At 66.8% G+C, this 13,281-nt stretch carries 7 protein-coding genes; 6 read left to right on the top strand and 1 reads right to left on the bottom strand.

Annotated elements, in window-relative coordinates; translation table 11 throughout:
* The first annotated feature begins 139 nt into the window (after window positions 1–139).
* The 6 genes from RT655_RS03645 to RT655_RS03620 all read left to right on the top strand — a co-directional run bounded on the left by RT655_RS03645 (window position 140) and on the right by RT655_RS03620 (window position 11,483).
* Window positions 140–2,926 (top strand): TonB-dependent receptor, encoded by a 2,787-nt coding sequence (locus RT655_RS03645; protein ID WP_313535031.1) that lies wholly within the window; start codon window positions 140–142, stop codon window positions 2,924–2,926.
* Window positions 2,927–3,028: 102 nt separating this feature from the next.
* Complete coding sequence (locus RT655_RS03640) at window positions 3,029–4,534, top strand: tryptophan halogenase family protein (protein WP_313535030.1); 1,506 nt, start codon at window positions 3,029–3,031, stop codon at window positions 4,532–4,534.
* A gap of 81 nt (window positions 4,535–4,615) precedes the next feature.
* A complete protein-coding gene (locus RT655_RS03635) occupies window positions 4,616–7,867 on the top strand; it encodes a glycoside hydrolase family 2 TIM barrel-domain containing protein (protein ID WP_313535028.1) in 3,252 nt (1,083 codons plus the stop codon).
* Window positions 7,867–9,405 (top strand): alpha-L-arabinofuranosidase C-terminal domain-containing protein, encoded by a 1,539-nt coding sequence (locus RT655_RS03630; protein WP_313536895.1) that lies wholly within the window; start codon window positions 7,867–7,869, stop codon window positions 9,403–9,405. Before RT655_RS03635 ends, RT655_RS03630 begins: the two co-directional genes overlap by 1 nt.
* Window positions 9,402–10,757, top strand: a complete 1,356-nt coding sequence (locus tag RT655_RS03625; RefSeq protein ID WP_313535027.1) for a family 43 glycosylhydrolase — start codon at window positions 9,402–9,404, stop codon at window positions 10,755–10,757. Before RT655_RS03630 ends, RT655_RS03625 begins: the two co-directional genes overlap by 4 nt.
* Window positions 10,758–10,859: 102 nt before the next feature.
* Window positions 10,860–11,483, top strand: coding sequence for a superoxide dismutase (locus tag RT655_RS03620; RefSeq protein ID WP_313535026.1), 624 nt, complete (start codon window positions 10,860–10,862; stop codon window positions 11,481–11,483).
* A 39-nt stretch (window positions 11,484–11,522) separates the two neighbouring features.
* Here RT655_RS03620 and RT655_RS03615 read toward each other — a convergent pair whose 3' ends face one another.
* Window positions 11,523–13,280, bottom strand: a complete 1,758-nt coding sequence (locus RT655_RS03615) for a chloride channel protein (protein WP_313535025.1) — start codon at window positions 13,278–13,280, stop codon at window positions 11,523–11,525.
* Window position 13,281 lies beyond the last annotated feature (1 nt).

The raw sequence follows: 13,281 nt of genomic DNA, 5'->3' as shown, positions 1-13,281 counted from the left end.
CGCTGCGCCAGCCCCAATCACGCTGCGCGAAAAGCACTTGTCTTACAAATACGACAGGATATGTTGTCGGACAACTGGTCGGCACCGCGCGGAGATGCGGCATCTTGGGCCAGCGGATTTGGGGAGGTTTGTCATGAAAATGCACCATCGTACTTCGTTGCTCGGCGTCTCGGCGCTCGCGCTGGCGATTGCTGGCGGGGTCGCGCCAGCCTTTGCCCAGCAGGACGGCGCGCCGGTGGGCGGCAGCGGAGACGATATCGTCGTCACCGGCGTGCGCGAGAGCCTGCGCTCGGCTGCGGCGCTGAAGCGCAATGCCGATCAGATCGTCGACTCGGTCCAGGCGCAGGATATCGGCAAGCTGCCCGATGCTAACACCACCGAGGCGCTGCAGCGCATCACCGGCGTGCAGATCCAGCGCCGTTATGGCGAAGGCGCCACCGATTTCGACCATCGCACGCAGCCGGCGATCACCGTGCGCGGCCTCACCCAGGTGCAAAATTTCCTCGACGGCCGCGCGGTCTATTCGGCCTCGGGCGGGCGCGCGTTCGACCTCGAAGGCGTGCCGCCCGAACTGCTCTCGGGTATCGACGTCTACAAGAACGCGCCGGCCAATATAATTGAGGGCGGCGTCGGCGGCGCGGTCAACCTGCGCACCCGCAAGCCGTTCGATTCCCCCGGTCAGGTGATCAGCGCCACGATCCGCGGCAATTACTATGACCGTATCGACAAGCCGGGCTATGCCGTGTCGGGCCTGTACAGCAACCGCTTCCAGGCGGGCGAGGGCGAGATCGGCGTGCTGATCAACGCGGTCTATTCGAAGAGCCGCTACCGCCAGGACGGACTGCTGATCGGCCCGTTCGACACCGTCGCGCCGGGCTCGATCGCGGGCGCGCCGGCCAATGCGCAAATCCCCTATGGCCCCGAAATCTACGACGATAGCGGCGATCGCAAGCGGCTGGGTGTCGCCGGCGCGATCCAGTGGAAGCCGAGCGATGCGCTGCTGATCACCGCACAGGCGCAGGTGACCAAATATTGGTTCAACCGCACGGGCGCCTATTATTACGACCTGAGCAACCGCTCGAACGTCCGCGACAGCAACGGCAACGTCACCAGCTATGGCACCGCGCCGGCGCCGGGGGCTGCCTTTACCTTTAACAACGAGGGCTATGCGACCAGCGGCACGCTGTCGCCGATCGCGTTCGAGACCGGCCGCTACGACCAGCAGCTGTGGAGCGCGAGCAGAAACTTCACGCTCAACGCTGCGTGGAAGCCAACCGATCGGCTTAAGGTCAATCTGGATGCGCAGTATCTGACGTCCTACTACAACGCCGATCGCAACGGCCATGTGCTGTCGCTCTACACTCAGGCCGGCCAGACCTCGCTGACCACGCCGCACCCGCTGACGGTCGATTTCGACCTGCGCGGCAAATATCCGCGCTGGGACGTGAAGGAGCAGGGGGTCCTCAACAACCCGGCCAATTACACCACGCCCTATATCGCGGACTCACTCCAGCGGAACGACGCTGACACCTGGGCCTTCGCCGGCGACATCGAATATGACGTCGATGGCGGCCTGCTAAAAAAGCTGCGGGCGGGCGCGCGCTATGCCGACAACAGCATCGATCTGCGCGGCACCTGGCACGCCGCCTGCATCACCGCGCTCGGCGCCGATCCCAACTGCGGCGCGCCGGCGGGCACTCCGCTGGTGCCGCTCAGCAGGAACCCGCAGCTTGCGATGTCCGGGCCGTCCAAGAACTGGTTCGACGGCAACAGCGTGAAGGGCGGGATCCTCTACCCGGCCTTCCCGGCGGGCGACGGCGTATGGGCGCAGACCAAGGCGCTCTACGCGCTGCTCGGTGCACAGACGCAGGACAGCTTCAAGCCCGGCGACCTCAACAGCCAGACCGAGAAGACCTATACCGGCTGGGCCATCGCCGATTACGGCTTCAAGCTGGGCGGCATCGCGTTCGACGGCGGCGTCGGCGTGCGGGTGGTGAAGACCAAGGCGACCTCGATCGGCACCCAGTTCAACAATGACGGCAGCTCGGCGCCGATCAGCGTGAGCAAGGAATATACCAAGGCGCTGCCGAGCTTTAACCTCCGCGCCAAGTTGACTGAGAAGTTCCAGATGCGCTTCGCCTATTCGAAGGGCCTGGCGCGCCCGAACTTCGACCAGCTTTCGACCAACCTCACGCTCAACAATCCGAACCAGATCAACCCGGTTACGGGCCACCCCAGCGCCAGCTCGGGCAACCCGCTGCTCAACCCGATCCGCTCGGACAATTTTGACGTCACGGCGGAATGGTACTTCGCGCCCAGCGGATCGCTGACCGGCGGCCTGTTCTACAAGAAGGTCAACGGCTTCCTGGCCGGCGGCATCGTTCCCGGCGTGTATAACGGGGTGACCTACGACATCAGCACCCAGGTCAATTCCGGCAACGGCACGGTGAAGGGCGCGGAGATCGGCTACAACCAGTTCTTCGACTTCCTGCCCGGACCGCTGAGCGGTCTCGGCCTGCAGGCCAACTACACCTATGTCGACTCCAGCGTGTCCAACCCCTTCGCCGTGGCGGGGACCAACACGCCGGCGCAGCTGCCGCTCGAGAAGCTGTCGAAGCACAGCTACAATATCGTCGGCCTGTACGAGAAGGGCCCGGTCACCGCGCGCGTGGCGTGGAGCTGGCGGTCGAGCTATCTCGACCAGACCCAGGGCAGCGGCGCCAACGGCATCCCGCAATATGCCGCGCCCTATGCCTCGCTCGATGCCTCGATCAGCGTGAATGTGACCAAGCAGGTCGCGGTCTCCGCGGATGTGGTGAACCTCAACAACCGGATGAACCGGATCTACATCGGCACGCCCGCCGCGCCGCTGCGCTACGAGCTCAACGACCGGCGCTTCGGCCTATCGCTGCGCGCGACCTATTGACCGCGTGGGCCGGGGCGAGCGACTGCTCCGGCCCTCTTCTATCGGAGCATGGCGCAGGGTGACGGCTTTCCACCTTTGGACGTTCAAAGGGCGGCGCGCGGCATGAGCGCGCCGCTTTCGCATATTGCGATCATCGGCGGCGGCACGGCGGGCTGGATGGCGGCGGCGGCGCTCGGCCGCGTACTGGATACGCGCGCCATCGCCATCACCCTGGTCGAGTCCGAGGCGATCGGCACGGTCGGCGTGGGCGAGGCGACGATCCCGCCGATCCAGGCATTCAACGCGCTGCTCGGCATCGAAGAGGCCGAGTTCCTGCGCGCGACCAAGGGCACGGCCAAGCTCGGTATAGAGTTCGTCGACTGGCGCGCGAAGGGCACGCGCTATTTCCATCCGTTCGGCATCCACGGCATCGATTTCGGCGCGATCCCGTTCGAGGCGCTGTGGCAGCGCGCGCGGCTGGGCGGCGAGGCGGCGCCGCTCGAGGCCTATTCGATCTGCGCCGAGGCGGCGCGGCTGGGCCGCTTCCAGCGCCCGGTGAGCAGCGGCAACAACCCGCTGACCCATCTCGGCTATGCCTATCATTTCGATGCGGCGCTCTATGCCGGCTTCCTCCGCGAAAAGGCCGAGCAATGTGGCGTTCGGCGGCAGGAAGGCCGGATCGTCACCGTCGAGCGCAGCGAGGATGGCGCCATCACGGGCGTGGTGCTGGAGGATGGCACGCGCATCGCCGCGGACTTCTACATCGACTGTTCGGGCTTCCGGTCGCTGTTGCTCGGCGAGACGCTGGGCGTGCCGTTCGAGGATTGGGCGCAGTGGCTGCCCAACGACCGCGCTGTCGCGGTGCCCTGCACGCTGGGTCCGGAGGGACGCTCGCCGTTCACGCGCTCTACCGCGCGGGGTGCAGGGTGGCAGTGGCGGATCCCGCTGCAGCACCGCGTCGGCAACGGGATGGTCTATGCGAGCGCCCATTGTTCGGATGCGGAGGCCGAGGTGCAGCTGCTCGGCAGCCTGGAAGGCACGCCGCTCGCCGAACCGCGGTTGCTGCGCTTCCAGGCGGGGCGCCGCGCGCGCTTCTGGGAGAAGAATTGCGTCGCGCTGGGGCTAGCCAGCGGCTTTCTCGAGCCGCTGGAGTCGACGAGCATCCATCTCGTTCAGGCGGGCATCGCGCGGCTGCTGGAGATGCTGCCGGTGGGCGGCGGCACGCCTGCCGACATCCGCCGCTACAACCGGCTGATGGCGACGGAATTCGAGACCATCCGCGACTTCCTGATCCTGCACTTCCACGCCACCGCGCGCGACGACACCGACTATTGGCGGCATCTGCGGACCATGGACCTGCCCGACACGCTGGCGGATCGCATCGCCATCTATCGGGCCAGCGGCCGGCTCTACCGCGAGGCGGACGAGCTTTTCTCCAAGACCAGCTGGCTGGCGGTGCTGCACGGGCAGGGGATCGACCCCAGCGGCCACGACCCGATCGCCGACGGCATGCCGCGCGACGAGGCGGCGGCGCGGCTCGCCCGGATCGCCGAGGTCACCGCGTTGGCGGCCTCGCGCATGACCACGCACGAGGCGTTCCTGCACGAGAGCGGGGCCCTGCAACGATAAATTACACGGAAATTACTCCGAGAAATTTGACCGAAACAATCAGCCTTTGCAGTATGCCCTCATGGGGCGGGAGGAATCAGCGTGAACAAGTACGGGTTGCTGGCGGCGGTGGGCAGTGTCGCGCTCGCCTCCGGCATGGGGATGGCGCAGGACGGGCCGAAGATCGGCGACGCGCCGCAGGTCCAGCCGGTGCAGGTCGATCCGCGCCGCCCCGATTGGGAGAACCCGGCGGTGTTCGCGCGCGGCAAGATGCCGGCCAACGCCACGCACTTTCCGTACGAGAGCCGCGCCGCCGCACTCGCGGGCGATCCCGCCAAGTCGAGCCGTTACCTGCTGCTCGACGGCCAATGGTCGTTCCACTTCTCGCCCTCGTCGGACGTGGTGCCGAACGGCTTCGAGAAGCCCGAATACGACGTCGCCAAGTGGAAGCGCATCAAGGTCCCCGCCGACTGGCAGACCGAAGGCTATGACCAGGCGCGCTACAACAACATCACCTATCCGTTCCCGGCCAATCGCCCGCTGATCCCGCACGCGACCAATCCGGTCGGCTCGTACCGGCGCGACGTGCAGCTGCCGGCGAACTGGTCCGGGCAGGACGTGATCCTGCACATCGGCGCGGCGGGTTCGGCCTATCAGGTGTGGGTGAACGGCGTCGAGGCGGGCTACTCGCAGGACTCCAAGCTGCCTTCCGAGTTCGACGTGACCAAGCTGGTCCATGCCGGGCGCAACACCATCGCGATCCAGATCCATCGCTGGTCCGACGGCAGCTATCTGGAAGACCAGGATTTCTGGCGGGTCTCGGGCATCGAGCGCTCGGTCTATCTGGCGGCGGCACCCAAGGCGCGCGTGGCCGACCTGTTCGTCCATGCCGGTCTCGATGCCGCGTACAAGGACGGCAAGCTCTCGACCGAGCTGACGCTCACCGATCGCACCGCGCCGCTCACCGCGCGGATGACGCTGCTCGACGGCGACGCGCAGGTACTGGTGCGGGAGACGCAGCTCCCCGCGGGCGCGGCGCATAAGGTGACGCTCGCGGCCGACGTGCCGGGCGTCCGCCCCTGGACCGCCGAGACGCCCAATCTCTATACCCTGCTCGTCGAGCTGGTCGATGCGGAGGGCAAGGTGGTGCAGGCCACGCCGCAGCGGATCGGCTTCCGCACCGTCGAGATCAAGAACGGGCTGGTCAGCGTCAACGGCAAGCCGATCACCATCCGCGGCGTCAACCGCCACGAGCATGATCCGGAGACCTTCCACGTCGTGAGCCACGCGTCGATGGAACACGACATTCAGCTGATGAAGCGGGCGAACATCAACGCGATCCGCACGTCGCACTACCCGAACGACCCGTATCTGTACGAGCTCGCCGATCGCTACGGCCTCTATGTGATGGACGAGGCGAATATCGAGAGCCATGCCTATATGGATTACGCCAACAAGCATGGCGAACTCCGCTCGCAGCTGCAGGTCGGCTTCGATCCGGCGTGGAAGGACGCGCATGTCTCCCGCGTGGTCAACACGGTTCAGCGCGACAAGAACCACCCCTCGGTGATCTTCTGGTCGCTGGGCAACGAGGCGGGCATCGGCCCGAACTTCGAGGCGGCGGCCGCGGCGGCCAAGGCGATCGACCCGGGCCGGCTGGTCTCCTATCTCGGCTGGGGCACCTGGGACGGGATCCAGGATCACCGGCCTAATTACTATGCCGACATCTACGCGCCGATGTACGATCCGGCGGTGAAGCTGGAGGATTACGCCACCAACTGGAACTCCAAGCAGCCGGTGATCCAGTGCGAATATGCCCATATGATGGGCAATTCGGGCGGCAACTTGAAGGAATATTGGGACACCATCTACGCCCACCCGAACAAGCTGCAGGGCGGCTTTGCCTGGGACTGGGTCGACCAGTCGATGTACCGCTATACCAAGGACGGGCGGCGCTATTGGGGCGACGGCGGCGAGTACGGCCCGAACCCGGGCGGCGACATCGAGTTCGGCGACGGGCTGCTCCAGTCGGATCGCACGCCCAACCCGCAGCTCTACGAGCTCCGCAAGGTCTATGCGCCGATCCAATTCGACGGCTTTGATGCTGCAGGCGGCACGGTGACGGTGCGCAACCGGCATGACTTCCGCGACTTGTCCGGCTTCACCTTCGACTGGGAAGTGCAGGAGAATGGCGTCGCGGTGGCGAACGGCACGCTGGCGACGCCGGACGTGGCGGCGCACGGCGCTGGCACGATCGCGCTGCCGCTGGCCGGTCTCACCCGCAAGTCGGGCGCCGAGTATTTCGTCACGATCCGCGCGCGCGCCAAGGCCGATGCAGTGCCGCTGGTGCCGGGCGGCACGGTGATCGGCTGGGAGCAGTTCGCGCTCGACCCGGCCTATCGTTCGGCCGAGGGTAAGGCGCTCAAGGGCAAGGTGACGATGCAGGACGGGCAGGGGGCGATCACCCTTTCGGCTGGCGGCGCCACGCTGGTGGTGAACCGCGCGACCGGCCTGGTCGATCGTTATGCCGCCAAGGGCAAGACGCTGCTCAGCGGCGGCGCCCCCCATTTCTGGCGTGCGGTGACTGACAACGACATCGGCATCGGTACCGACAAGCAGCTCGCCGCCTGGAAGGGCATGAGCGAGACCCGCACCGTCTCCGCGGTGCAGGTGCAGGATCTGGGTGAGGACGGCGCCGAGGTTCGGGTCGCCTACACCATGGGCGCGGGCGCGGTGCGCTTCACCAGCGTCTACCGGATGGCGGGCGACGGCTCGGTCGCGGTCGACGGCAAGTTCGAGCCGGTTTCGGGCCAGCTGCCGCCGCCGTTCCGCATCGGCCTGGCCTTCACCACGCCAGGCAGCCTCAAGACGGTCGAATGGTATGGCCGGGGTCCGCACGAAAGCTATGTCGATCGCAAGACCTCGGCTCCGATCGGACTGTGGCGCGGTGCGGTCGCCGAGCAGAACCATGATTACATCCGCCCGCAGGAGACCGGCAACAAGGTCGATGTCCGCTGGATGGAGCTGATCGGTAGCGGCTCGGGCCTGCGGGTCCAGGGCGACACGCCGCTGATGATGAACGCGCTCGCCTTCCCCTATGCCGATCTCGACCGGCACGAACCCGGCACCTGGAAGAGCACCGATGTAGTTCTGAAGGCGCAGGGCACGTTGCTGATCGATGCCGCACAATGGGGCGTCGGCGGCGACACCCAGTGGAGCGAGTTCGGCAAGCCGCTCCCCAAATACCGCACCCAGCTGGTGCCCACCTCGATCCATTTCCGCCTCACCCCGTTCGCGGGCGAGGGCACTACCCCAGCCAAGGCGCGCCCGGCGCGCGCGACGGAGAAAGAATGATGCGAAGCCTCATCAGCGCGATTGCGCTCATCGCCGCCATGCCAGCGCTGGCCCAGACCGGCGGGGATGCCGTGACGGTCCATGGCGACCAGCCCGGCGCGAAATATGACAAGCGCCTGTTCGGCCAGTTCGCCGAACATCTCGGCAGCGGCATCTATGGCGGGCTCTACGTCGGCGCGGACAGCAAGATCCCCAATGTGAAGGGCTTCCGCCGCGACGTGATCGACGCGCTGAAGGCGATCAAGGTGCCCGTCATCCGCTGGCCGGGCGGCTGCTTCGCCGACGAATATCACTGGCGGGAAGGCATCGGCCCGCGCGCCAAGCGCCCGGTCAAGGTCAACACCAACTGGGGTGGCGTGACCGAGGACAATGCCGTCGGCACCAACGAGTTCATGGACTTTACCGAAGTGGTGGGCGCCGAGCCCTATGTCTCGGGCAATGTCGGCACGGCGGCCCCGAGCGAGATGGCCGAGTGGGTCGAGTATATGACCTCGCCGACCAAATCGACCATCGCCAACCAGCGCCGCGCCAATGGCCGTGACAAGCCGTGGAAGCTGACGATGTTCGGCATTGGCAACGAGCTGTGGGGCTGCGGCGGCGACATGCACCCCGAATATGCCGCCGACGAGACCCGCCGCTACGCCACCTTCCTCAAGGTGCCCGAGGGGCAGCGGCTGATGAAGATCGCCAGCGGCGCCAACTCGGCAGATTACAACTGGACCGACGTGATGATGCGCAAGGCCGGCGACAAGATCGACGGCATCGGCGTGCATTATTACACGGTGCCCGGGCCCTGGGAGAAGAAGGGCGCGGCGACCGGCTTCGACGAGGAGAGCTGGGCGCGCACGCTCTCCAAGACGCTCAAGATGGAAGAGCTGCTGACCGAGCACGGCAAGATCATGGACAAGTACGACCCCAAGAAGCGAGTGGCGCTGCTCGTCGATGAATGGGGCACCTGGTACGATGTCGAGCCGGGCACGAATCCTGGCTTCCTCTACCAGCAGAACAGCCTGCGCGACGCGATGGTCGCGGCGCTCAACTTCAACATCTTCGCGGCCCATGCGGACCGCGTGCGCGGCGCCAACATCGCCCAGATGGTCAACGTGCTGCAGGCGATGCTGCTGACCGACGGCGCCAAGATGGTGAAGACCCCGACCTATTGGGCGTTCGACCTGTACAAGGACTATATGGACGGCACGGTGCTGCCGGTCGACGTGACGTCGCGCTGGTACAACAAGGACCAGTGGACGATGCGTGCGGTCAGCGCCAGCGCGGTGCGGGGCACCGACGGCGTGGTCCATGTCGGCCTGGTCAATGTCGATCCCAACCAGCCGGCGAGCGTGAGCGTCAAGCTGGACGGCGTGAGCGGCGCGGCCGTGACCGGCAAGGTCCTCACCGGCGCCACGATGGACGCGCATAACGACTTCAAGGCACCCGATGCGATCAAGCCGGCCGCGTTCACCGGCGCGACGCTCTCGGGCGGCACCCTGACGGTGCAGGTGCCGGCCAAGGCGATCGTGATGCTCGACATCAAGTGAGCAAGGCGGTTCTTCTGATGGTGGCGGCGGGCTTGCTCGCCGCCGCCGATGCGCCCGCGCCGCGCTGGGATAGCCCGGGGGACGGCAATCCGCTGCTCCCCGGCTATTTCGCCGATCCGTCGATCGTCCATGACGGCGGCAAATGGTATATCTACGCCACCATCGATCCCTGGGGGGCGGACACGCTGGGAATGTGGACGTCCGCCAACGGACGCGACTGGACCTTCTCGACGCCCGCCTGGCCGACCAAGGCCGCAGCGACCAGCCCCACCTCGGGGGACTCCAACGTCTGGGCCCCCTCGGTCGTGAAGGCCAGGAACGGGCGCTGGTACATGTATGTGTCGGTGGGCTCCGAGGTCTGGGTGGGCAGCGCGCCGTCGCCCGCCGGTCCTTGGGCCGATGCGCATGGCGGCAAGCCGCTCATCGCCAAGGACTTCGCCCCCGCCTATCACATGATCGACGCCGAGGCGTTCGTCGACGACGACGGCACCGCCTATCTCTACTGGGGCTCGGGGCTCAACTGGACCAACGGCCACTGCTTCGTCGTAAAGCTCAAGCCGGACATGGTCAGCTTCGACGGCGAGCCCAAGGACGTCACCCCCGCCAATTACTTCGAGGGGCCGTTCCTAGTGAAGGCCGGGCGGCACTATGTCCTCACCTATAGCGACGGCAAGACGACCGAGGACACCTACAAGGTGCGCTACGCGATCGGCGACACCCCCTTCGGGCCGTTCCGCGAAGGCCCGGACAGCCCGATCCTCTCGACCGACAAGACCCGCGACGTTATCAGCCCGGGACACCACGCGATCTTCCGCGTCGGCAAGCAGCCCTACATCCTCTACCACCGCCAGTCGTTGCCGTGGCCGCGGCCGGGCGACGATGCGACGCTCCGCCAGATGGCCGTCGATCCGATGACGATCCACGACGACGGCAGCATTGCGAAGGTAGTGGCGAGCCATGGCACCGCGGTCACGGGCTTCGCCTCCCGCCGTACGCGGGGTTTGCCGGTCACGCTGAAGGGCGCGGCAGTGGATGTAGGGCATGCGGCCGAGCGGGCAGGGGACGACAATTACGCGACGCTGTGGCGCCCCGCGCCCGGCACTGCGCCGCTGCTCGTCGCCGATCTCGGCAAGGTGCAGACGATCCGCACGACCCAGTTGCGAATGGAATATGCCAACCGCCCCTACGACATCGCCATCGAGGCCTCAGCCGACGGCACGCAGTGGCGGCAGGTGGCTGCCAAGGCGGGCGCGAATGGCTCGCCCATCGTGCTGCCGCTGAACGTCTCCGCCCGCTACCTCCGCTTGCGCGTACCCGCCGAGGCCGGCGTGTGGGAGTGGCAGCTCTTCTGATCGGCAGCATCGATCAGGGGCGAAACAAAAAATGTTGCGGCGCCCCGCGCTCCCATGCGTTAGGCGGGCGGAGAAGCTTTCCAATTCCAAGAGGAGCATGACATGGCCTTCGAACTTCCCGAACTGCCGTACGCCAAGGACGCGCTCGCCCCGCATATGTCGGCGGAGACCTTCGACTTCCACCATGGCAAGCACCACAAGGCCTATGTCGACAATTGCAACAAGCTGGTCGCCGACATTCCCGAACTCCAGGGCAAGAAGCTCACCGAGGTGATCGCCTATGCCAAGGACAGGGGCAACAAGGGCCTGTTCAACAACAGCTCGCAGATCTGGAACCACAGCTTCTTCTGGCAGTGCCTGACGCCGAACTATGCGGCGCCAACGGGCAACCTGGCCGAGATGATTACCCGCGACTTCGGCAGCCACGAGGCGCTGCTTGAGAAGCTGAAGGCAGAGTCCGTCGGCCACTTCGCGAGCGGCTGGGGCTGGCTGGTGCTCGACGGTGACACGCTCAAGGTCACCTCGTTCCATGATGGCGACTCGCCCGTCGCGCACGGCGTGAAGCCGCTGTTCACGATCGACGTGTGGGAACACGCCTATTACATCGACTATCGCAATGCGCGACCGTCGTTCGTCGACACCATCCTGACCAAGCTGGTGAACTGGGACTTCGTCGGCCAGAACCTCGACGGCGAAGGCGCGAGCCGCGCCGACCAGCAGGGCTGAGGCCTTCCGATCCCTCCGCCCGATATTCGGGCGGAGGGATCAACTTTCCCCGTACAAGTCCCGCTGGGCCTTCTCCAGCTCCTCAGCATAGCGGCGGCGCGCATGGCTCTCGGTGATGAGCCCCACCACCTGCCCGTCGCTTGACAGCACCGCCAGATCGTCCGCCACGCTCGCATCGAAGGCTTCAAGCACTTCCGCGATCGTCATGTCCGGCGACAGCGCGCTGTCCACGAACTTCGCCATGGTGCCGACGCGTTCTGCCTGATCGGCGGACGGGCTCCACACTGCCGCGGTCTCGGCGATCCCGGCATAGTGCCCCTTGGCATCGAGCAGCACGACGCGCTTGGTCGAGCCCAGCGGAAAGCGCGCGCGGAACGTCGCAACGTCCGTATCCGCCGCGATCGTCGCCACATCGCGCCGCATCATACGGGCTGCGGTGAGGCCGCGGACCCAACCCACGTCCCGGCCGCTGCGCAGCGTTTCTCCCCTCAGGTGCAGCCGCCAGGTCGAGAAGCTGTAGCCGAACATCTCGCGCACGATCGTGCTGGCAATCAGCGTTGCCGCGATGGTGACGCCGGTGATGCTGAAGTCGTGCGTCACCTCCAGCACCAGCAGCGACATCGTCATCGGCCCGCCGACCACCGCCACAGCGAGCGCCGCCATGCCGACCACCGCGGCGTCGTCGGGCGCGAGATGGTGGAGGCCCGGGACCTCGGCCAGCGCCAGCTGATAGAAGCGCCCGATCAGCGCGCCGAGGAACAGCGAGGCGAAGAACAGGCCGCCGCGAAAGCCGAAGCCGAGCGACACCGCGGAGCCCAGCAGCTTGAGCAGGATTACCACCCCGAGCGACGCGATCGTCGCCGAGGCGGCGAGGTTGATGTCCAGCGCGCCATGCCCGCTCGACAGCACCTGTGGGGAGAGCAGCGCGAGCGGGATCATCAGCACGCCGCCAATCAGCGGCGCCCAGGCGGGCCCGATCGGGCTGCGGCGGACGCCGGCCTCGACCAGCGCCACCAGCCGCATCAGCGCGATGCCGAAGCCGGCGCAGAATATGCCAAGCAGCGCATAGAGGAGGTAATCCGCAGTGCCGATCGCATGCGTCCCTCCCGCGCTGATCACATAGGGATGGATGCCGAGCGTGCGGGCGATGGTCGCCGCGGTGAGCGAGGCGAGCACCACCGGAGCGACGATCGCGGGCGTGTAGGCGCCGAGCACGATTTCGAACGCATAGAAGGCGCCGGTGAGCGGCGCCCCGAACGCTGCGCCCAGGCCCGCGCCCGCGCCGGCCGCCATCAGCGTCCGCAGGTCCGCCCGCCGCAGCTTGAGCCGCTGGCCGAGCAGCGAGGCGAGCCCGCCGCCGGCCTGCGCATAGGCAGCCTCCAGCCCAACCGAGGCGCCGAAGCCGTTGGAGAGCAGGGTCTGGCCGACCACCGTCGCCGTGTCGCGCGCCGGGATGCGGCCGCCGTGCAGCGCGTTGGCCTCGACCACGTCGATCGTCTTGCGGCGGCGGAGCAGCCATAGCGTGAGGCCGAGCAGCGCGCCGCCGACCGGCAAGGCCAACAACCGCAACGGCGCGATATGGCTCGCCGCGCTCAGATGCTCGCCGATCGCCAGCCCGAACAACACCCTCTGCATGCCCCGCGCGCTCTGGCCGATCGCGATGGCGGCAAGGCTCGCCGCTGCCCCGACGCCGATCGCCAGCAGCAGGAACAGCAGCGTGTTCGAGCGGATCTGCCGGCGCAGTCCGTTCGCCGCGCGCACCGCGTGAAGAGCAGCCGGATGGCGCGGCAGGCCCATG

The sequence above is a fragment of the Sphingomonas sp. genome (assembly GCF_032114135.1).
Lineage (GTDB): Bacteria > Pseudomonadota > Alphaproteobacteria > Sphingomonadales > Sphingomonadaceae > Sphingomonas.
The sequence above is the reverse complement of the archived record's forward strand: the minus strand, read 5'-3'. Positions and strand labels throughout refer to the sequence as shown.